Origin of the sequence: Streptomyces sp. NPDC060184 (assembly GCF_042728795.1) — a bacterium.
Classification (GTDB): Bacteria; Actinomycetota; Actinomycetes; order Streptomycetales; family Streptomycetaceae; genus Streptomyces.
Genome location: NZ_JBHWYX010000017.1, coordinates 1 through 20,561 on the forward strand (window position 1 = coordinate 1; position 20,561 = coordinate 20,561).

A 20,561-nucleotide genomic window follows, 5' to 3' on the forward strand; every position below is an offset into this window, starting at 1 on the left:
ACCCCCCACACAGCGGGGGCACGGTCATTTTGGTAACACCCCCCGGGGGCCGGGGGCCGGGCCCCCCCCGTGGTACCGGGGACTCTCCCCCCCCCCCCGGCCCCCCCCGGCCCTGGGCCGCCGGGCGGAGGTGAAGCTCGGGTCACGCGTTCCCGGTCAGAAGTCCCGGGTCAGGAGTCCTGGGCCAGGAGTCCCGGGTCAGGAGTCCCGGGTCAGGAGCCGGCCTTCTCGGCGCGCGCGGCGCGCTCGGCGTTCCGCTCCTTGATGCGGACGGCCTCCTTGCGGACCTCCGCCTGGGTGGCGCGCTCGGCGCTCAGCCACTCCGGCATCTCGTTCTTGAGAGCGTCGATCTGCTCGGTGGTGAGCGGCTCGGTCACGCCTCCGCGGGCCAGACCGGAGATGGAGACGCCCAGCTTGGCGGCGACGACCGGGCGGGGGTGCGGGCCGTTGCGGCGCAACTCTTCCAGCCAGGCCGGCGGGTCGGCCTGCAGCGCGTTGAACTCGCTGCGCGAGACCACACCCTCCTGGAACTCGGCGGGGGTGGCTTCGAGGTACACACCCAGCTTCTTCGCCGCGGTGGCGGGCTTCATCGTCTGGGGTGTCTGGTGCGAGGTCATGTGTCAAGAGTAGCGAGCGTGCGCGGGGCCGCCGACCACAGCGGTCGCCGAGGGCGGGGGCGGCGGTGCCCGGAGCCGAGATCCGGGCGAGAGGCCCTGGCACGGGGCCGGTAACCTGGCGGGGTGACTGGCTCCGACGCACCCCCCTCGTTCCGCCTTGCCTACGTACCGGGCGTGACGCCTTCCAAGTGGGTGCGCATCTGGAAAGAGCGCTTCCCCCTCATCCCGCTGGAGCTGGTCTCCGTACCGTCCGGCGAGGCCCCCGCGCTGCTGATGGACGGTGGCGCCGACGCCGGCTTCGTACGGATGCCGGTCGGGCGCGAAGAGCTCAGCGCGATCCCGCTGTACACCGAGACCACGGTGGTGGTGATCCCGAAGGACCACCTGCTGGCGGCAGCGGAGGAGGTGTCCACCGAGGACCTGGCGGAGGACATCGTGCTCCATCCGCTCGACGACTCGCTCGGCTGGGAGCGCCCGCCGGGGCTGCCCGCGTTCGAGCGGCCGGAGACGACGGAGGACGCGGTGGCGCTGGTCGCGGCGGGGATCGGTCTGCTGGTCGTCCCGCAGTCGCTCGCCCGGCTCCACCACCGCAAGGACCTCACCTACCGGCCGATGACGGACGTCCCGGAGTCGCGTGTGGCGCTCTCGTGGCCGGAGGAGAAGACGACCGAGAGGGTCGAGGACTTCATCGGCATCGTCCGGGGCCGCACGGTGAACAGCTCGCGCGGGCGCACCCCCACTCCCCCGCAGCCGAAGCAGGAGAAGCGGCCGGCATCGGGCGGTCAGCGCCGTGGTTCCGCCGCGGGCAAGACGTCGTCCCGCAACCCGCGAGGCGGGGCGAGCGGCGGGGCCAAGGGCGCGAAGGGCGCGAAGAGCACCGGCGGGGCCAAGGGGGCCAAGCGCGGAAAGCCGCGCGGCCGGTAGCCGAAGCGCGCGGGTCGCGCGCGGTGCCGTATGCCCGTGGTCGGGGCCCCTTCGGCCTCGGGCGAGCCCGGCCGCGGCGCGGGCGTCCGGGCAGGCGCCGAGGCGCGCGGCGAGGCGGCCGGTTCCGCGAGCGGCGGGGCCTTGGAGCAGCGGTGGGGACCCCTCTGCACGAGACCCAGCCCGAGAAGTGTCAGGATGGTTGTATGACCATCAAGGCTTACTTCGACATCACCATCAACGACGAGCCCGCCGGGCGGATCACGTTCAACCTCTTCGAGGACGTCGTCCCGAAGACCGTGGAGAACTTCCGCGCCCTCGCCACCGGCGAGAAGGGCTTCGGCTACGCGGGCTCCTCCTTCCACCGCGTCATCCCGGACTTCATGCTCCAGGGCGGCGACTTCACCCGTGGCGACGGCACGGGCGGCAAGAGCATCTACGGCGAGAAGTTCGCGGACGAGAACTTCAAGCTCACGCACAACAAGGCGGGCCTGCTCTCGATGGCCAACGCCGGCCGGAACACCAACGGCTCGCAGTTCTTCATCACGACCATCCTGACCCCGTGGCTCGACGGCAAGCACGTCGTCTTCGGTGAGGTCGCGGACGAGGACAGCATGAAGCTGGTCAAGAAGATCGAGTCCCTCGGCTCGCAGAGCGGTCGTACCTCGGCGAAGATCACGATCGCGGAGAGCGGCGTCCTCTAAGGATTCCGTCCAGGGATTGGGTTTCGAGGGCTCCGTTCCGAGGAGTCCTGTTCGAGGAGTCCTGTTCGAGGAGTCCTGTTCGAGGAGTCCTGTTCGAGGAGTCCTGTTCGAGGAGTCCGTTTCGAAAGACGCGCGGGTGGACGGGAGACCGTCGGCCCGCGCGTCTTTCGTTCTCCGCGTCCGGAGCGTGCCCGGGGAGCCTGGTCGCGGAGCGTGCCCGGGGCGCCTGGCCGGGGTGCGTGGCCCGGGGCGCGTGGTCAGAGGGACGCGTACACGGCGTCGACCAGGGCCATCTTGCGCGGGTCGTCGGCGAGCCCCACGCCCATCCGGTTCATGACGTAGCCGAGCGCCACCCCGGACTCCGGGTCGGCGAGGCCGCAGGAGCCGCCCGCCCCGTCGTGGCCGAATGCTCGCGGGTTGGGGCCGTAGGAGGCGTTCGGGCCGCTCAGCCAGACGCCGAGGGCGATCTCCGTCTCGTGCGCGAATCCGGCGCCCAGCACCAGGTCGCGGCAGCTCCCCTGGCCTTCCCGTACGCGCTCGGCCGCTTCCTCGGAGAGGACGCGGTGGCCCGGGAGGGTGCCCCGGCCGGCGAGGATTCCGTAGAGCGAGGCGACCGCGCGGGCGGTGGCGTGGCCGTTCGCCGCTGGGATCTCGGCGGCCCGCCACGCGGCGGTGTTGGCCGCGGCGGGTCCCGTACCGGGGTTGAGGAAGGAGGCGGCGGCCACCGGAGGCAGACGCGCGAAGAACGCCATCTGTTCGGGCGTCGCCTTCGTCGTGACGAGTTCGGCGACCCGGCCCGCTTCCTTCTCGGGCAGTCCCACGGTGAAGTCGATGCCGAGGGGGCCGGTGACCTCGCGCCGCAGGAACTCCCCGGGCAGGTCGCCGCTGATCCGCCGGACGACCTCGCCGACCAGGAATCCGTACGTCAGCGCGTGGTAGCCGGAGCGTGTGCCGGGTTCCCACCAGGGCTCGGTCGCGGCGAGCCGGGACGTGGTGAGCTCCCAGTCGTAGAGGTCGGCGAGCGAGTGCGGCTCGCGCAGCCCGGCGAGACCGGCCCGGTGCGAGAGGAGATCGCGTACCCGGACGTTCTCCTTGCCGGCGGCGGCGAACTCGGGCCAGTACGCGCCAACCGGAGCGTCGAGGTCGAGCAGGCCCCGGTCCGCGAGGATGTGGGCGCAGAGCGCGGTGGGGCCCTTGGTGGTGGACCAGACGTTGACGAGGGTGTCCCGCTCCCAGGGGCGGGTCCGCGCGCCGTCCGCCCATCCGCCCCAGAGGTCGACGACCGGCTCGCCGTCCACCAGGACCGTGACGGCCGCGCCCAGCTCGTCCCGTGCGGCGAAGTTCGCTTCGAACGCGGTACGCACGCGGGCGAACCGTTCGTCGCAGTGGCCGTGGATCTGCGTCACGGTGGCCTCCTCGCCCTGGGCGTCCTCGGGCATCCTCGGGCGTCCCCGGGGCAACATACCGATGGGTCGGACCGACGGGAAGGGGTGCCGCCGCACCGGCCCGGCGTCCGACCGGCCTCCTCGACGACTCCCGGGCTTCGGGCACCCGGACTTCCGGAACGACCCCGGACCTGTTCCCCCGCTACAGCCCCACGGCGCCGTCGACCCCTTGGCGCAGCAGGTCGGCGTGGCCGTTGTGGCGCGCGTACTCCTCCACCATGTGCAGCATCACCCACCGGAGCGAGACCCGTCCTTGCCAGGGGTCGGTGGCGGAGACGTCGAGATCCGCGGCTTCGGCGACGAACCGTTCCGCGAAGTCGACCTCCTCGCGCCAGGCCCGCCAGGCTTCCTCCGTACGGGCGGCGTCGGGCACGGCGCGGTCGAAGGCGCTGTCCGGCTCGTCCACCGTGGAGAAGGGTGCCGGGCCCTCCTGGCCGGCCAACCGCACCCTGAACCAACGGTGTTCGACGTCGGCGAGGTGCCGGACGAGCCCCAGCAGGGACAGGCCGGAGAAGTCCACGGACCGCAGGGCCATGGCTTCGGCGTCGAGTCCGGAGCACTTCAGGACCAGGGTCTCCCGCTGGCGACGCAGGGACGCGGTGAGCATGGTCCGCTCGTCGCTCAGCGTCGGGACCTCTGCCCGTGGGTCACTTCCGGGATCGGTGAACATCTCCGCAAACCGTTGCATGTCCGGGATTGTGGCCGATGTACACCCTCCGTCGCAGGAGTTTCACCCTTCCCGTGCTGCTGAAACGTTCGCCGGTCGCGACGTGCGGCAGGAGCCAGGAGGGAGCAGGCGCACGAGGCAGGGGAACGAGGTACGGAGCAGGTGGCGCGGGGCACGTCAGCGGCCCGGCGGTTCCAGGCAGAGGCTCCAACGGCCGGGCTGCCCGGCGAGGGTGACGGCGGAGAGGGGGCGCACGTCGATGTTCCAGTACGCCGACGGCGGGGCCTTCAACGCGTAGACGAGGATCGCGCGGACCACCGCCGGCTCGGCCACCGCGACGATGGAACCGCCGTCGAACGGGCGGGTGTCGAGCCAGTGGCCGATGCGTGTGATGAAGCCGAGCAGCGGCTCGCCGCCGTGCGGCGCGGACCGGGGATCGGCCAGCCACGCGTCGACGGCGGCGGGCTCGCGGGCCGCGACCTCGGCCAGGGTCATGCCCCGCCAGCGCCCCATGTCGCAGTCGCGCAGGTCGGGTTGGGCCATGGGCGCGTACCCGAGGGCGGCGCCGGTGGCCCGGCTCCGCGGGGTCGGCGCACAGTAGCGGAGGTCGGCCGCGCCGAGCGGGACCAGCGCGTGGGCGACGAGTTGCACCTCGTGCCATCCGGCGTGGTCGAGCGGACGGTCGTCGTCGAAGCGCTCGGCGAGCAGGGACGAGCTCCGCGCTGCCGCCACGAGGGAAACCCGAACACTCATGGCCGCGATCGTGAGGCCGCCGAATCTCCGGGTCAAGAGGGCATGCAACAAAGGGAGTTGTTGGATCTAACGGTTGATCAGAGCCATCCAGTTGCCGGGCTCGTCCAGGGCTTGGAAGCCCACCTTCGCGTACACCCCGTGGGCGTCGCCCGTGGCGAGCAGGATCCTGCGGACACCGGCCGGGGCGAGGTGGTCCCGGACCGCTTCGGCCAGCCGCACACCGAGCCCCTGGCCTCGGACCGACGGGTCGACGTAGACGTCACAGAGCCAGGCGAAGAAGACGTGGTCGGTGACCACTCGCGCGTACCCGACCTGGCTTCCCGAACTCCGTTCGTACACACCGAAGTTGAGCGAGGACGCGATGGCCGCGTCCTGCTTGGCGCGACTGCGCCCGAGTGCCCAGTAGGCGTCGGTGGAGAGCCAGTGGTGGATACGGGCCGGGTCGAGCCGGGCGGGGTCGGTCGAGATGTCGTAGTCCTGCGTGATCTTTTCGTTCATGCGCGCAGGCTAGAACGGAGCCGTGCACCGGCCCAGCCGTTTTCCCGGCGCGGGCGCGATCCCTTTCGCACACCGGGAGCCGCGATGCCCCTCACTGGTTGTCGTACGCGATGCGCAGCCGCCTGACCCCCTCAGCGATCTCGCCCGCGCCGGAGGCCGCCGCGAAGCTGATCCGGACCTGCGCGGAGGGCGGTTCGGCACAGAAGTACGGGCGTCCGGGCGCGACGGCGACCCCGGCCCGCAGGGCGCCGGTGACGAACGCGGCCTCGTCCGCGCCACTGCCGCCTCCGCCGGGGACGCGCAGCCAGAGGCTGCCGCCACCGGACGGCACGTACGGCAGGTCGAGCTCGGGCAGGGAGCGGCGGAGCTCACCGGCGAGCAGGGTGCGACGCCGGGCCAACTCGCCTGCCACCGCTCGTAGATGGGTGCCCCAGGACGGAGATCCGACCAGTTCCAGAGCGGCTTCCTGGAGTGGCCTGGGCACGAAGAAGCTGTCCACGACCTGGATCGCGCGCAGCCGCTCCAGCACCGGGCCGCGCGCGGCGAGCGCTCCGACGCGCAGGCTGGGCGAGGTGACCTTGGTGAGGGAACAGACATGGACGACCACCCCGTCCGGATCGTCTGCGGCCAGTGGCGGTGGCAGCGGACCGGCGTCCTCGTGGGCGAGGCGGCGGGCGAAGTCGTCCTCCACCACGAACGCGCCCGCGGCCCGCGCGATCCGCAGTGTCTCGGCCCTGCGCGCGGGGGCGAGCACCGCGCCCGTGGGGTTCTGGAAGAGCGGCTGGCAGACGAAGACCCGGGCCCCGGTGGCGCGGAACGCCGCGTCCAGCAGTTCGGGGCGCACTCCGTCCGCGTCCACCGGCACGGGGACGGGCCGCAGTCCGGCGGCGCGGGCGACGGCCAGCATGCCGGGGTAGGTCGGCGACTCGACGAGCACGGGAGCCCCGGGCGGGGCGAGCGCGCGCAGCGCGGTGGCCAGCGCGCTCTGGCCGCCCGCCGTGATCAGGACGTCGGCGGCGCCGACCCCCGGTCCGATCTCGCGGGCGAACCAGGCGCGCAGATCGGACAGCCCGTCGACGGGGGGCCGGTCCCAGGCGCCGGGGCGGCGGCCGGCCCGCGCGAGAGCCGCGGCCAGGGCCCGTTCGGGCTGGAGGGTGGGATGGAGGTAGCCGCCGTTGAACTCGATGACACCCGGCGGGGGCGCGGCGAGGGTGACGAGGACCCCGGAGGCGTCGACGGTACGGGGCACCATCTCGGGCCCGCCGTCACTGCTGAGCGAGACCTCCTGCCAGGACGTGTCGCCCGGGACCGGGGCAGTCGTACGCGGCTGTGCACGGAAGGCACCGGCACCGGGCCGGGTGACGACCAGCCCCTCGGCGGCCAGTTGGGCGAGAGCCCGGGTGACGGTGACCGGGCTGACCCGGAAGCGCTCGACGAGGGCGCGGCTCGACGGCAGCTTTCCGCCGGGTGAGTAGCGGTTCAACTCTTGACGCAGAGATTTCGCCAACTCCCTTACACTGCTACGCTCTTCCATGAGAGATCACGATAGCGCTACCCCCTCCGCGACGATAGCGCTCACCCGCACTGCCACTCCTCCCGCCACCCCTCCCGCCGCTTCCCCGGGGACGCCCGCGGCCCTGGCCCCAGCCTCAGCCCCTGCTCCGGCTCCGGCTCCGGCCTCCGAGCGGACCGGCTTCGTCCTCGCCTCCCTCGGCGTCGTCGCCTTCTCCCTGACCTTCCCCGCCACCGTGTGGGGGCTGGAGGGCTTCGGCCCGTGGTCTCTGGTGGCGCTGCGCAGCGTGCTCGCCGCGTCGATCGCGGGCACGGTCCTGCTGGTGGCCCGCGTCCCGTGGCCGGGCCGCCGTCACCTGGGCGGGCTGCTGGTCGTGGCGGGCGGGGTGGTGGCGGGTTTCCCGCTGCTGACCACGCTCGCACTGAGGACGACGACCTCCTCGCACTCGGCCGTGGTGGTGGGGCTGCTGCCGCTGACCACGGCGGTGTTCTCCTCCCTGCGTACGGGCACCCGCCCGCCCCGCGCCTTCTGGATCGCGGCGCTCGCGGGGGCCGCCGTGGTGCTCGCGTTCACGGTCGCCCAGAGCGGCGGCGCGGTCTCCGCCGGCGACCTGTACCTGTTCGGTTCGCTGGTGGTGTGCGCGGCCGGGTACGCCGAGGGCGGCAGGCTGGCACGGTCGATGCCCGGCTGGCAGGTGATCGGCTGGGCGCTGGTCCTCTCGCTCCCGGTCACCGTGGCGGGCAGCGTGGTGGCGCTGGCGTACGAGCCGGTCACGCTGACCGGGCACGGGATCGCCGGCCTGGTCTGGCTGGCGGCCGGATCCACTTTCGTCGGGCTGTACGTCTGGTACCGGGGCATGGCGGAGATCGGTGTCCCGCGCGCCAGCCAGCTGCAGCTGGCCCAGCCGCTGCTGACGTTGGTCTGGTCGTTCCTGCTGCTCGGCGAGGAACTGTCGGCGGCGGCTCCGCTCGCGGCGGTGGCCGTACTCGTCTGCATCGCGGTGACCCAGCGGGCGAGCACCCGTCGCCCGCGCGAACCCCACGCACCACGGTCATAGACTTGTCGATACAGGGACCGCCGTCCACGCCGTCCACGAGGAGGTCGTTCCCGATGGAGGCCCACACCGGCGACCGGTTGCTGACCCACGGCAGGACCGTCGGCCAACCCGACCGGGTCGCGGAGATCATCGAGATACGGGGCCCGCAGGGCACCCCGCCGTACCGACTGCGCTACGCGGACGGCCACGAGTCGCTGACGTACCCGGGGCCGGACAGCGTCGTGCAGCACGGGGGCGGAGCGGAGAAGCCGGAGCCGAGGTGAGCGGATCGGGAGCCGGGTCAGCCGCAGAACGCGGCTGCAGGCTCCCCGCTCGGCACCGGACACCGAGAGGGTCAGGCAGCCACGGGGACGCCGACAGCGGTCGCCCGCTCCAGAAGTGCTCTCGCCTGCCGATTCGAAGAGTAGGGGAAGAGCACGGCCACCATCTCGCGCATGCGATCGTCGCACCTGCCGGACTGCACCATCGGGTAATCGTCCAGAGCCTCGTTCCAGGTGCCCACGGCTGCTTCAAGATGCCCCATGGCGAGCTGACGCTCAGCGGTCAGCCCGAGATGCCTCACCTTGGCTCGCCGGTAGAGACTGTGGCGAAGCCTGTTCGACTCCTGCATGGACTCAACTGCTCCGGCAGCATCACCGAGTTCATGCCGCACCTGGGCCACGTGATACATCAGCGAGGAAGGATCGTAGGAACCGAAGGCTTTCGCCTGCGATTCAGCCACGTCCATTGCCTTTTCTGCTTCCTTCATACGGAGAAGCGCACTGTCGCGCTCACCGAGTTGCGCTGCGGCGTGCGCCTGCTGGCCTGCCAGGAAGGCCCGCATGCGGGGGCCGGCGTGCGGTGAAGCAGCTGCGGCAGCGTCAGCCAGACGAAGCGCGTGCCGTCCGTGTCCGAGGTCCACAGCCTGGACGGACATACCCCGCAGCGTCGTGCAGTAGGTCAGGTGGTCGTCGGCGGCACCAGCCAGTTCCAGCGCCTTGAGGTAGTAGCGCTGGGCCAGTCCGTGAAGTCCCTCGTCCACCGCCATGTAGCCAGTGAGGTAGCAGAGGTCCGCAGCGGCGGACATCATCTCCTTCCGCACCGGGTCCGGGGCTTGCGCGTGCAGATACCCGGCGACGGTGTTCACCAGGAACGCCGCCGCCATCGGCCTGGCATGCCTGCCTCCGAACTGGTCGTCCAACTCGGAGACGCGTTCGGTCATCTGCGTGACCATCTCGACTTCCCCGCGTCCGATACGGGTCACCCGCCCCGCCGCGAACGCTTCGGCACGGCCGACCACATCCGCCCAGTCCGGGATGGTGAGCGCCACGGAGAACAGCGCCGCACCCAGTACGGAACGACGTGAAGGGTCCATGTCCTGCCTCCCCAGATCAATGAGCCCTTCCACCGTATCGAGTAGGGTCCCCTCTCCCTGAAGCCGAGAAAAGCCCAACTCCTCATGCGTAACCGGGCGGGACAACCGTCGGGAAAGGACTTCGAGGATCAGGGTCCTGGCCTCCCTGCGCGGCATGGTGCCGTCAAGCCAGTGCTTCACCGCGGATTCGTCGTAGCGGGTGGGCCGCCCGGTCTCCGTACCCGCCCTGTTCACCGCCATGGCGAAGCTGCTGTAAGTCCAGCCGGTCTCGCGCAGAAGGCGCGCCATTCCCTCGTTCGACCTTTTCTGAGGCACTGTCAACCACCTTTGCATTCAAGGCTTTCAAGTTCTCGCGCCATCTTCACGGTACCGCTGTGCGTGACCACGCGGTTACGTATGTCGTGAGAGATCAACAGAAGGAGAAAGCCGTGCCGACGAGCGGAACCGAGAATGACGTGACTGCGGGCCACGACACCGCGCCCGTGGACGTGGAAACCATCTCGGAGATCACGGGCCGGGTGCTCGGCCTGTGCCTCACCACGGCGACGCGCGAGGACATCCTCGCTCACGCCGCAGCGGTACACGGGTTCCTCGACCTGCTCGTCCGCGAGGACCTGGGCGCGGGCCACGACCCGGCCGTACGGAACCTGATCGGCAAGGCGTACGTCCTGCTGGCCGCGAAGGCTCCCACGCGGGAGACGCCGTGCTTCCGCGCATACGCCCACGTGCGGGAGGCGGCCGACATCACCCGGCGCCTGCTCCGGGTGTGGGCCGGAAGGAACCGGGAAGCCGGGCGGCACGGCAGGGACGCGGTGCGCGTGACCGGGGAACGCCCTTGACGACAAGGATCGGGGTGTACCGGGTGGGGCGTGAGGGCAGCCGCCAGGTGATCCGCCCCGTGCGCCCGGTGAAGCCCCTCAAGGTGCCGGAGGTCACGTCGGCCTGGTCCCGGTGCCACTGCCCCCGTCACCGGGCCATGTGAGGGCCCGGCCGATCCAGGCCGTGTCTTGCACCCGTACGACACCACCGAAGGGCGGCACCCTCGTGACCCGGAACGTCTTCCCCACCGGCCCCTCTCCCCAGGTCGAGGCCGTGGCCCTGGTCCGGGACGTGGAGGGGGCCGTCCTGATGGTCGCCGCCGACAAGCGGGGCTGGACGCTCCCCGGTGCGTGGGTCCGCGCGGGAGAATCCGTCGCCGAGGCGGCCGAGCGCGGGCTCCGTCAGGAGACCGGGCTCACTCGGCGCCTCAGGCACGTCCTGGCGGTCGATCACACCTTCGGCGACGACACGACGGCGAGCTTCACCCTGGTGTGCGACGCGGGCACCCTGACGGCGGACGAGGCCGCGAAGGTCGCCCTGCCCGACGACGCGCCCGCCGCGTTGGTGGCTGTCACGTGGGTTCCCCCGCAAAGGCTTCGCGAGTACGTCCTGGCCCACCAGGCAGGACGGATCTCCGAGGCGGTCCACGCGGTGCGAACGGGACGGGGGCTGCGCCTGCTCGTCCGTGGCAGACGCGTCTCCTGACGACGCGCCTCCCTCGCCCCCGTCTCCCGGTCCCACCCCCGTCCCCGCATCCCGTCGAGGATCCTCACCCCACCCCGTAGTGGTCCGCCGCCACCCGGGCCATGGCGCCGATCCGGTCCGCCTTCACGCTGTTCGCGGAGAAGAAGACGTGTCCGCCCACGGCCGGGTAGTCCTCGGCGAGGGTGAGGTGGCGGGAGAGTTCGGCGGAGTTCTGCCAGGCGGAGTTCTGGGCGGGGTCGCCCGCCTTGTACAGCGCCTCACCGATGTACAGATCGACGTCGGTGCCTTCGACCGCCTCGGCCCACCAGGGGACGAGCTGAGCGTAGTCGGCGCCCGACTGGCCGATGGTCCAGTACAGCTGGGGGCAGATGTAGTCGATCCACCCCTGCTTGATCCACTTGCGGGTGTCCGCGTACAGGTCGTCGTACGTCTGCACCCCGGCTGCGGTCGGCGAGCCGAGCGGGTCGGTCGTCTTGTTGCGCCAGACGCCGAAGGGGCTGATGCCGAAGCGGACGTGCGGCTTGACCGCCTTGGTCCGGTCGGCCGTCTCCTTCACCAGCCGGTCGATGTTGTCGCGGCGCCAGGCCGCCTTGCTGCTGAAGCCGGCGCCGTGTTCGGCGTAGGTGTCGGCGTCGTCGAAGGTCTGGCCGGAGACGGGGTACGGGTAGAAGTAGTCGTCCCAGTGGACCGCGTCGATGTCGTACCGGCTGACCGCGTCCAGCATGGCGTCCTGGACGAACGCGCGGACCTCGGGCAGCCCGGGGTCGTAGTACAGCTTCCCGCCGTACGGGACGACCCACTCCGGGTGGACCCGGGCGGGGTGGGTGGCGACGAGCTTCTTCGGGTCGGTCTGGTTGGAGACGCGGTACGGGTTGAACCAGGCGTGCAGTTCGAGGCCGCGGTCGTGCGCCTCGGTCACCGCCGTGCCCAGCGGGTCCCAGCCGGGGTCCTTGCCCTGGACGCCGGTCAGGTACTGCGACCAGGGCTCGTGGGGCGAGGGCCAGAGGGCGTCGGCGCTGGGCCGCACCTGGAGGACGACCGCGTTGAGGCCGAACCGGACGGCCCGGTCCAGATGGGCGACGAGCTCGCCACGCTGGGTGGCGGCCGTCAGCCCGGTGGCCGACGGCCAGTCGACGTTGGCGACCGTGGCGATCCACATCCCGCGCAGCCCGGTCGCCGCGCGGTGACGTCGGTCACGGGACGCGGGCCCCGCCGCCCCCGCCGGTCCCGGTGCCGCCAGGGCGGCCACCACTCCGGCCGCGCCCAGCACGAATGCCCTCCGGCCCATGCGCCGCATGCTCTCCGCCTTCCTCTCGCGCCCCGCCGGACCGCTCCGGTCGGCTGCGTGACGCAGATCATGCCTTCTCGGACCGTTGATGACCCGCAGGTAACTTGGGCCGCGTCGCCGGGTACCGTCTGGAGGTCGAAGCGGGTACCGCCACCCACGGGTCCCGCGATACGGAGATCAGGGAGAGGCACGAGGTGACGGACACTATGGCCGACATTGCACGCGTCGGAGTGGTCGGCTGTGGCCAGATGGGCGCAGGTATCGCGGAGGTGTGCGCGCGCAGCGGCCTGGACGTGATGGTCGCGGAGACCACCGGTGAGGCCCTGGAGATAGGGCGTACCCGGTTGCACAACTCCCTGTCGAAGGCCGCCGAGCGCGGCAAGATCACCGAGGAGGAGCGGGACGAGGCCCTGGGCCGCCTCAGCTTCACCACCGACCTCGGCGAGTTCGCCGACCGCGACCTGGTCATCGAGGCCGTCGTGGAGAACGAGCAGGTCAAGACGGAGATCTTCCGGGTGCTCGACCAGGTGGTGACCCGGCCGGACGCGATCCTGGCGTCCAACACCTCGTCCATCCCGCTGGTGAAGCTGGCGGTGGCGACGTCCCGGCCGGACCAGGTCATCGGAATCCACTTCTTCAACCCGGCGCCGGTGCAGAAGCTCGTCGAACTGATTCCCGCCCTGACGACGGGCGAGGGGACCGTGCTGCGGGCCGAGGCGCTCGTACGCGACGTGCTGGACAAGCACCCCATCCGGGCGCAGGACCGGTCCGGGTTCGTGGTGAACGCGCTGCTGATCCCGTACCTGCTCTCCGCGATCCGGATGTTCGAGTCGGGCATCGCCAGCCGCGAGGACATCGACAACGGCATGGAAATGGGCTGCGCCCACCCGATGGGGCCGCTGAAGCTGGCCGACCTGATCGGCCTGGACACGGTGGCGTCCGTCGCCGACTCGATGTACGCGGAGTACAAGGAGCCCCTGTACGCCGCACCCCCGCTGCTCCAGCGCATGGTGGACGCGGGGCGGCTCGGCCGTAAGACGGGGGCGGGGTTCTACCCGTACGCCTGAGCGTGCAACTGTGGGCCCGGAGCCGTGAGTTCGGCTCCGGGCCCACAGCCCTGCCCGGGCCGTACGCGCCCCCGCCGACGGGGCTCACAGGTCCGCCCACCTCCGTCCGAGGAGATACCGGCATGTCCGCCACCACCGCTCAGCCGCCGCCCGCCGCGGCAGCGCCTGCCGAGCGGCGCTCCGCACGCCTCGTCACCGAGGCCCTGGCCCCGCCCCATCTCGTCGTGCTCGTGCTGATCGTCATCGGCACGCACTCCACCGGCTCCCTCGCGGGCGCCGGCTGGGGTCTGCTCGCCGGAGTCTTCTGCGGTGGCCTGCCCATCGTCCACGTCGTCGCCGGTGTCCGCCGGGGTCGGTGGTCCGACAAGCACCTCAGGATCCGCGCGCAGCGGTGGATCCCGCTGTTCGTCACCCTGGGATCCGTCCTCGCCGGCACCGGCCTGCTGCTGGCGTTGGACGCGCCGCGCGAGGTCGTGGCCCTGGTGGCCGCCATGATCGCCGGTTTGCTGCTGACCATGGCCGTCACCGTCTGGTGGAAGGTCAGCGTCCACACCGCGGTCGCCTCGGGCGTGGCCGTCGTGATCACCGTGGCGTACGGGTGGTGGGCCGTGCTGCTCCACCTCGGCGTCGCGGCCGTCGGGTGGTCCCGGGTCTCGCTGCGGGACCACACGACGGGACAGGTCGTCGTGGGGGCCGTGCTGGGCGGTACGGCCGCCGCCGTGGTCTTCGCGGGACTCCGCTGAGAGGGCCGCGCTGAGCCGGCACTCCTCCTGAGCCGGCACTCCTCCTGGGCCAGTGCGCCCGCCGAGCCCGAACCCGCACGGGCCCAGGACTCCCCCGGCGGGGCGCCCGGTTCCGGTTCCCCGGCCGCCCCTCCGTCGTGTCCGGCGCCCGTCACCCCAGCCGGATGTGGTGCAGCATCAGCAGCCCGGCCGCCATGTTGGCCGCGGGGATCCGGCCCCGGGCGATGAGGTCGGGTACGGACTTGAGGGGCACCCACTCCCGGCGCGAGGACTCGAATCCGTCGGTGGGCGGGCCGGTCCAGTGGGCTTCCTCGGCCCAGTAGAGGTGGTGGCGGGCGTCGGTGAGTCCGTTGGAGGGCTCCACCGTCATGAGCGGGCGCAGCGGGCCGGGGCGCCAGCCGGTCTCCTCCTCCATCTCCCGGGCGGCGGCGCGGGCGATGTCCTCGCCGTCCTCCACGACTCCGGCGGCGAGTTCCCAGCCCCAGCTGTCGGTGATGAAGCGGTGCCGCCAGAGCAGCAGGACCTCGTCGGCGTCGTTGACGACGGTGGCGGCGGCGACGGGGCGCAGCCGGATGACGTAGTGGTCGAGGTGCCTGCCGTCGGGGAGTCGGACGTCCGCGAGGTTCACCCGGAACCAGCGGTTCTCATAGACGGATTGTTCGTTCAGGTTCGCCCATTGCACAGTTCTGCCACCTTTCGTTCGTTCGGTGGCAACATCGCAGCAGGGGCAACGGGGTCAGGGAACGTGCGCTTTCGAATGCGCCGGGGCTCACAGGGGCACGCGCAGCGCTCCCCCGATCACCTCGGCGGCCCGCACGGCCTCCGCGCTTCCGCTGGCCGCGAGGTCGTCGCGGACCGCGCCCATCCGCTCGCGCAGTCTGCGGGACTCGACCCCGCGCGCGCCCTCCGCCATCTCCGTGGCCGTGCGCGCCGCCCGGTCGGGCTCCCCGAGGCGCAGCTCCACCTGGGTCAGCATCGCGAGCCGGTGCACGCGCCCCCGGTCGTGCGCCGGGGCGCGTACGGCCAGCGCCGCGTGCTCCCTCGCGGCCTTCAGGTCGCCCAGGCCGAGCAGGGCCTCGGCGACCTGTACGTCCACCAGGCCGGGCTGGACGTACGCGGTCTCCTCCGGCTCCGCGCCGGGAAGAATGCGAGCCGCGTGCGCCTCGGCGCGGCCGATGCGCTCGCGGGCGGACCGGTCGTCCCCGAGCCGGGCGTACGCCTTGGCCTGCATGGCGTGGAGGTCCGCGGCGAGCGCCGGGGTGATGCGGTGTCCGGCGGCCCGTATCGCCGCCTCTGCGAAGGCGACCGCGCGACTGAACTCCCCCAGGTGCAGGGACTGGTTGACCAGCAGGGCGATGACGTAGCCGCCGAGCGCCCGGTCACCGCTCGACTTGGCGAGGCGCAGGGCCTGGTGGAAGTAGCGCTGGGCGAGTCCGTGGGCGTCGGAGTCGTAGGCGCAGATGCCCGCGAGGGCGACGAGTCCGGCGGTCGCGCGGTGCAGGCGGCGGCCCGTGGCGTCGTCGTGCCCGGCGTGCAGCAGCGGAGCCGCCCCGGCGTTGAGGAAGCCCACCACCCGGCCTCTCGTGGCGATGCCTCCGGCCTTGCGGTAGAGGTGCTCGTAGTGGTTGCGGGCGGCGCGCAGGATCTCCAGGTCGGCGGGGCCGATGCGGGAGGGGCCCGGGCGGGAGACGTCCCTGTCCTCGGGCGGGTTCTCCCACTCCCAGACGGGCATGACGGCCGCGGTCCCGGTGACGGCGGGGACGCCCGTCAGCCGCGGGTTGTGCTGCCCGTCCGCGCGCCAGAGCGCGGTGGCCCGTTCGACGAACCCGGCGAGCGGGGTGCCGGGGGACGGTGCGGCCGGTGCGCCCGGCGCGCCCATGCCGATGTCGTCGAGGGTGACGGGCCGCCCGAGACGCCGTGCGAGGACCTCGCAGATCAGGTCGGGCACCTCGCCGCGCGGGCGCTGGCCCTTCAACCAACGGGACACGGCGGTGTGTTCGTACCGCAGCCGCAGTCCCCGGGCCTGGCCGGCCCGGTTCACGTGGCCGGCGAGCCCCGCCCGCGACATCCCCGCTTCCTCCACGAGGGACTCCAGCAGGATGTTGGGCTCCGTACGGTCGCGCTCCACGCGTCCCCCTTCCCGCGCCGGGCCGGGACAGGTGGGTCGGGTCTGTGCCGGACGCGTACGCCGCGAGGTTCCAGCCAAGCACCGATTCACACGGGGTGTGAACGGAATGCCCGAACCGTCCCCCTGTGCGCCCTCCCGCGCGGGGGCGGGCGTGGGTTGACTGGGCGTCTCGCCGGATCGCGGCCGGGTCGTCGCGGCTCCCCCTCGTAAAGCTCCGACGGCCCTCGTCCGCACCGCCCGCCCTGCCGGCCTGCCCGACACACCACGGCGGGGCGGGCGGTGCGGGACCGCACGGTCCCACTGCCCGAACGAACAGGAGGGGTGGCCACGGGACGGAGGCCGGGGCCGAAACGCTTCCGGTCCCGACTCCGGGCCCGGGTGCGGTCCCCCGCGGACGGCGAGACGGAGGAGGGGCGCGTCCGGTGACCGGACGCGCCCCTCGCTCACCGTGCGGCGGTGGCCGCCGCGCCGGGCGTCACGCCCCGCGCAGCACCGCGCCGTTGCGCTCGGCGGCGAGCGCCACGGCGGCGTCGCGGGCGGCCGACGCCTCGTCGACCGTCAGCGTGCGGTCCGGGGCGCGGAAGCGCAGCGCGTACGCGAGCGACTTGCGGCCCTCACCGATCTGGTCGCCGGTGAACACGTCGAACAGCCGGAGCGATTCGAGGAGTTCGCCCGCGCCCTCGCGGAGCGTCGCCTCGACCTCGGCGGCGGGGACGTCGGCGGGGACGATGAGCGCGATGTCCTGGGTCGCCACCGGGAAGGTGGAGATCCGGGGAGCGCGGAGCGCGCCTTCGGCGGCCCGCTCCAGGACGTCGGTCTCGATCTCCATCGCGCTGGTGCGCTCGGGGAGGTGCAGCTCCTTGACGACGCGCGGGTGGAGTTCGCCCGCGTGTCCGAGGAGGGTCTCCTCGCCGTTCACCGTGACGTACAGCGCGGCGCAGCGGCCGGGGTGCCACGGGGCGTGCCGGTCGGCGCGGACCGTCACCTCGACGCCCGCCTCGCGGGCGATGGTGCGTGCCGCCTCGACGGAGTCCGCCCAGGTGGCCGGGCGGCCCTTGCCCCACCAGCCGGCCTGTTCGCGGGCGCCCGCGAGGACGACGGCGGCGTGGCGCGGCTGACGCGGCAGCGAGGTGTTGAGCGCGGCGATCTCCTCTTCCGAGGGGCGCCGGTCCACCGGGAGCCGGACGGCCTGCGTCTCGTGACCGGTCGGCCGGAAGACCAGCCCGGTCTCGAAGAGCGCGAGGTCGTGGGAGCCGCGGCCGTCGTTGCGCCGCAGTGCGCCGAGGAGGCCCGGCAGCAGCGTGGTGCGCAGCGCCGGCTCCTCGTCGGAGAGCGGGTTGGCGAGGAGGACCGTGCGGCGCCGCGCGTCGTCGGTGTCCAGGCCGAGCTGGTCGAGGGCGGCGTTCCCGATGAACGGGTAGTTCAGCGCCTCGACGTAACCTGCGCCCGCCAGGGCCCGGCCGATGCGGCGGCCGAGGCGCTGGCGGTCGGTGAGACCGCGGCCCGACGGCGGGGTCGGCAGGGTCGACGGGAGGTTCTCGTAGCCCTCCAGCCGGATGACCTCTTCGGCGAGGTCGTTCGGCTCGCTCAGGTCGGGGCGCCAGGACGGCACGGTGACCAGGAGCTCGTCCTGCCCGTAGACGTCGCAGCCGACCTCCTGGAGGCGGCGGACGACGATCTCGCGGCCGTAGTCGACCCCGGCCACCCGGCTGGGGTGGTTCGCGGGCATCGCGATGGTGCGGGGCGCGGAGGGGGCGGTGATCTCGGTGACGCCCGCCTCGGCGGTCCCGCCGGCGAGCAGCACCAGCAGGTCGACCGTGCGCTGCGCGGCAGCGCCGGCGGCCTGCGGGTCGACGCCGCGCTCGAAGCGCTTGGACGCCTCGGTGGACAGCTTGTGCCGGCGCGAGGTGCGGGCGATCGAGAGCGCGTCGAAGTTCGCGGCCTCGACGACGACCTCGGTGGTGGCGGTCTCCGTGCCGGCGTCGGCGATCTCCGTGTGGGCGCCGCCCATGACACCGGCGAGGCCGATGGGGCCGCGGTCGTCGGTGATGACGAGGTCTTCGGCGTCCAGGACGCGGACGACACCGTCGAGGGTGGTGAGCTTCTCGCCCTGCTGGGCGCGGCGGACGCCGATGGGGCCTTCGACGCGGGTGCGGTCGTAGGCGTGCAGCGGCTGGCCGAGCTCCAGCATCACGTAGTTGGTGATGTCGACGGCGAGCGAGACGGCGCGCATGCCGGCCTTCTGCAGCCGGCGCGTCATCCAGAGCGGCGAGCGGGCCTCGGGATCGAGACCGGTGACGGTGCGCGCGGTGAAGCGCGGGCAGCCGAACGGGTCGCTGATCCGGACCGGGTAGCCGTACGCGTTCGGCGCCGGTACGTCGAGCAGCGCCGGGTCGCGCAGCGGCAGGCCGTACGCGGTGGCGGTCTCGCGGGCGATGCCGCGCATCGACAGGGCGTAGCCGCGGTCGGGGGTGACGGCGATGTCGAGGACCTCGTCGACGAGCTGAAGCAGCTCGATCGCGTCGGTGCCCGCCTCGGTCTCCGGCGACAGCACGATGATGCCGTGGGTGCCGTCGTCGCCCATGCCGAGTTCGTCGGTGGAGCAGATCATGCCGTGCGAGGTCTTGCCGTACGTCTTGCGCGCGGCGATCGCGAAGTCGCCGGGCAGGACGGCGCCGGGCAGGACCACGACGACCTTGTCGCCGACGGCGAAGTTGCGGGCGCCGCAGACGATCTCCTGCGGTTCGCCCGTGCCGTTGGCGGTGCCGACGTCGACGGTGCAGAAGCGGATGGGCTTCTTGAAGCCCTCCAGCTCCTCGATGGTCAGTACCTCTCCGACGACCAGCGGGCCGGTGAGGCCGGCGCCGGTCTGCTCGACGGTCTCGACCTCGAAGCCGGCGGCCACGAGCTTGGCCTGTACCTCACGGCCGGTCTCGGAAGCCGGCAGGTCGACGTATTCCCGCAGCCAGGAAAGCGGGACGCGCATCAGATCTCCATCCCGAACGGTCGGGTGAACCGGATGTCACCCTCGACCAGGTCTCGCATGTCTTCGACGTTGTGGCGGAACATCAGCATCCGTTCGATGCCGAACCCGAAGGCGAATCCGCTGTACTTCTCGGGGTCGACACCGCAGGCGACGAGCACCTTCGGGTTGACCATGCCGCAGCCGCCCAGCTCGATCCAGCCCTCGCTGCCGCAGGTGCGGCAGGGGCGGTCGGGGTTGCCGACGGACTCGCCGCGGCAGACGAAGCAGACCATGTCCATCTCGGCGGACGGCTCGGTGAACGGGAAGTAGTTCGGCCGCAGCCGGGTCTTCATGTCCGCGCCGAAGAGCGCCTGCACCATGTGGTCCAGGGTGCCCTTGAGGTCGGCCATGGTCAGGCCCTCGTCGATCGCGAGCAGCTCGATCTGGTGGAAGACCGGGGTGTGCGTCGCGTCGAGCTCGTCGGTGCGGTAGACCCGGCCGGGGCAGACCACGTAGACGGGGGGCTTGCGGGTGAGCAGCGACCGCGCCTGGACGGGCGAGGTGTGGGTACGCAGCACGACGCCGGACTCGTCGCCCTCGGTGGGACGGCCGTCGGCCGTCGTGCCGCGGACGAAGAAGGTGTCCTGCATCTGGCGCGCCGGGTGGTCGGGCACGAAGTTGAGGGCGTCGAAGTTGAACCACTCCGCCTCGACCTCGGGGCCCTCCGCGATCTCGTAGCCCATGGCCACGAAGACGTCCGCGACGCGCTCCATCATGGTCGTCAGCGGGTGGCGGGCGCCGGCCGGGGTGCGGTCGTAGGGCAGCGTGACGTCCACGGCCTCCTCGACGAGCACCCGGGCGTCCCGCTCGGCCTCCAGCTCGGCCTGGCGCGCGGCCAGGGCCTTGGAGACGGCGCCGCGGGCCTGGCCCACGCGCTTGCCCGCCTCGGCCTTGGCCTGCGGCGGCAGGGCTCCGATCTCGCGGTTGGCGAGCGACAGCGGCGAGGTACCCCCGGTGTGCGCGGTCTTCGCCTGGGCGAGCGCGTCGAGGTCGCCCGCGGCGGCGAAGGCGGCGAACGCCTCGTCCCGCATGCGCTCGATCTCTTCCGGTTTCAGTGCCTCGACCTCGACTGGGTCGTACGACTTGTTCGGTGCCGACATCTCTTCCCGTGCTTCCGATTGGCTGATACTGCCCGTATCGGGGGACACCCCGAGACCCCCGTGGCCCTGCTCGACGGCAGGAGGACGCAAAGGTGCCAAAGGTCGAGTCTAAAGGCCGTGGGGGCGGTACGAAGCCCGTGGGCTGCCCGGAGGCCCT

Annotated in this window: 20 protein-coding genes; 8 read left to right on the forward strand and 12 right to left on the reverse strand. The window is 72.3% G+C overall.

The window, feature by feature from the left end; genetic code table 11:
* Positions 1-212: 212 nt before the first annotated feature.
* Positions 213-617: a DUF5997 family protein gene (locus tag ACFWEE_RS13640; RefSeq protein WP_386888837.1), complete on the reverse strand. Its 405-nt coding sequence runs from the start codon at positions 615-617 to the stop codon at positions 213-215.
* 123 nt (positions 618-740) lie between these two features.
* On the opposite strand from ACFWEE_RS13640, the gene ACFWEE_RS13645 reads away from it, so the two are divergent.
* Both ACFWEE_RS13645 and ACFWEE_RS13650 read left to right on the forward strand, forming a co-directional pair.
* Positions 741-1,541, forward strand: coding sequence for a LysR family substrate-binding domain-containing protein (locus tag ACFWEE_RS13645; protein ID WP_386888838.1), 801 nt, complete (start codon positions 741-743; stop codon positions 1,539-1,541).
* Between the two features lie 203 nt (positions 1,542-1,744).
* Positions 1,745-2,242: a peptidylprolyl isomerase gene (locus tag ACFWEE_RS13650; protein ID WP_386888839.1), complete on the forward strand. Its 498-nt coding sequence runs from the start codon at positions 1,745-1,747 to the stop codon at positions 2,240-2,242.
* A 257-nt stretch (positions 2,243-2,499) separates the two neighbouring features.
* Here ACFWEE_RS13650 and ACFWEE_RS13655 read toward each other — a convergent pair whose 3' ends face one another.
* The 5 genes from ACFWEE_RS13655 to ACFWEE_RS13675 form a co-directional block, all read right to left on the reverse strand.
* The gene (locus ACFWEE_RS13655; protein WP_386888841.1) at positions 2,500-3,681 is read right to left on the reverse strand and encodes a serine hydrolase domain-containing protein; all 1,182 of its coding nucleotides are present in this window, start codon (positions 3,679-3,681) and stop codon (positions 2,500-2,502) included.
* A 148-nt stretch (positions 3,682-3,829) separates the two neighbouring features.
* Positions 3,830-4,375 carry a DinB family protein gene (locus ACFWEE_RS13660; protein ID WP_386888843.1) on the reverse strand — a complete coding sequence of 182 codons (546 nt, stop codon included), beginning with the start codon at positions 4,373-4,375 and terminating at the stop codon, positions 3,830-3,832.
* Between the two features lie 156 nt (positions 4,376-4,531).
* Positions 4,532-5,107, reverse strand: a complete 576-nt coding sequence (locus ACFWEE_RS13665; protein WP_386888845.1) for a histidine phosphatase family protein — start codon at positions 5,105-5,107, stop codon at positions 4,532-4,534.
* Between the two features lie 66 nt (positions 5,108-5,173).
* A complete protein-coding gene (locus ACFWEE_RS13670) occupies positions 5,174-5,605 on the reverse strand; it encodes a GNAT family N-acetyltransferase (protein ID WP_386888847.1) in 432 nt (143 codons plus the stop codon).
* Between the two features lie 91 nt (positions 5,606-5,696).
* Entirely contained in the window at positions 5,697-7,139 is a 1,443-nt protein-coding gene (locus tag ACFWEE_RS13675; RefSeq protein WP_386888848.1) for a PLP-dependent aminotransferase family protein, read from the reverse strand.
* On the opposite strand from ACFWEE_RS13675, the gene ACFWEE_RS13680 reads away from it, so the two are divergent.
* Both ACFWEE_RS13680 and ACFWEE_RS13685 read left to right on the forward strand, forming a co-directional pair.
* Complete coding sequence (locus tag ACFWEE_RS13680) at positions 7,138-8,175, forward strand: DMT family transporter (protein ID WP_386888850.1); 1,038 nt, start codon at positions 7,138-7,140, stop codon at positions 8,173-8,175. The genes ACFWEE_RS13675 and ACFWEE_RS13680 overlap by 2 nt on opposite strands.
* A gap of 53 nt (positions 8,176-8,228) precedes the next feature.
* Positions 8,229-8,438 (forward strand): DUF1918 domain-containing protein, encoded by a 210-nt coding sequence (locus ACFWEE_RS13685; RefSeq protein WP_386888852.1) that lies wholly within the window; start codon positions 8,229-8,231, stop codon positions 8,436-8,438.
* Between the two features lie 71 nt (positions 8,439-8,509).
* Here ACFWEE_RS13685 and ACFWEE_RS13690 read toward each other — a convergent pair whose 3' ends face one another.
* Positions 8,510-9,817 carry a tetratricopeptide repeat protein gene (locus ACFWEE_RS13690; RefSeq protein WP_386888854.1) on the reverse strand — a complete coding sequence of 436 codons (1,308 nt, stop codon included), beginning with the start codon at positions 9,815-9,817 and terminating at the stop codon, positions 8,510-8,512.
* A 140-nt stretch (positions 9,818-9,957) separates the two neighbouring features.
* On the opposite strand from ACFWEE_RS13690, the gene ACFWEE_RS13695 reads away from it, so the two are divergent.
* Positions 9,958-10,368: a hypothetical protein gene (locus ACFWEE_RS13695; RefSeq protein WP_386888855.1), complete on the forward strand. Its 411-nt coding sequence runs from the start codon at positions 9,958-9,960 to the stop codon at positions 10,366-10,368.
* A gap of 205 nt (positions 10,369-10,573) precedes the next feature.
* Positions 10,574-11,053, forward strand: a complete 480-nt coding sequence (locus ACFWEE_RS13700) for an NUDIX domain-containing protein (protein ID WP_386888857.1) — start codon at positions 10,574-10,576, stop codon at positions 11,051-11,053.
* A 64-nt stretch (positions 11,054-11,117) separates the two neighbouring features.
* Here ACFWEE_RS13700 and ACFWEE_RS13705 read toward each other — a convergent pair whose 3' ends face one another.
* A complete protein-coding gene (locus tag ACFWEE_RS13705) occupies positions 11,118-12,350 on the reverse strand; it encodes a glycoside hydrolase family 10 protein (RefSeq protein ID WP_386888859.1) in 1,233 nt (410 codons plus the stop codon).
* Between the two features lie 197 nt (positions 12,351-12,547).
* Here ACFWEE_RS13705 and ACFWEE_RS13710 point away from each other — a divergent pair, with 197 nt between their 5' ends.
* Both ACFWEE_RS13710 and ACFWEE_RS13715 read left to right on the forward strand, forming a co-directional pair.
* A complete protein-coding gene (locus ACFWEE_RS13710) occupies positions 12,548-13,408 on the forward strand; it encodes a 3-hydroxybutyryl-CoA dehydrogenase (protein WP_386888861.1) in 861 nt (286 codons plus the stop codon).
* Positions 13,409-13,530: 122 nt separating this feature from the next.
* A complete protein-coding gene (locus tag ACFWEE_RS13715) occupies positions 13,531-14,151 on the forward strand; it encodes a hypothetical protein (RefSeq protein WP_386888863.1) in 621 nt (206 codons plus the stop codon).
* A gap of 151 nt (positions 14,152-14,302) precedes the next feature.
* On the opposite strand, the gene ACFWEE_RS13720 is transcribed toward ACFWEE_RS13715, so the two are convergent.
* From ACFWEE_RS13720 to pheS, 4 genes are all read right to left on the reverse strand, one after another.
* The gene (locus ACFWEE_RS13720) at positions 14,303-14,833 is read right to left on the reverse strand and encodes an NUDIX hydrolase (RefSeq protein ID WP_386888865.1); all 531 of its coding nucleotides are present in this window, start codon (positions 14,831-14,833) and stop codon (positions 14,303-14,305) included.
* Positions 14,834-14,920: 87 nt separating this feature from the next.
* Positions 14,921-16,219, reverse strand: a complete 1,299-nt coding sequence (locus ACFWEE_RS13725) for a transcriptional regulator (RefSeq protein ID WP_386889035.1) — start codon at positions 16,217-16,219, stop codon at positions 14,921-14,923.
* A 535-nt stretch (positions 16,220-16,754) separates the two neighbouring features.
* Positions 16,755-19,265, reverse strand: coding sequence for a phenylalanine--tRNA ligase subunit beta (gene pheT / locus ACFWEE_RS13730; RefSeq protein WP_386888867.1), 2,511 nt, complete (start codon positions 19,263-19,265; stop codon positions 16,755-16,757).
* Positions 19,265-20,404 (reverse strand): phenylalanine--tRNA ligase subunit alpha, encoded by a 1,140-nt coding sequence (pheS, locus tag ACFWEE_RS13735; RefSeq protein WP_386888868.1) that lies wholly within the window; start codon positions 20,402-20,404, stop codon positions 19,265-19,267. The genes pheT and pheS overlap by 1 nt, the downstream gene beginning before the upstream one ends.
* Positions 20,405-20,561: the final 157 nt, after the last annotated feature.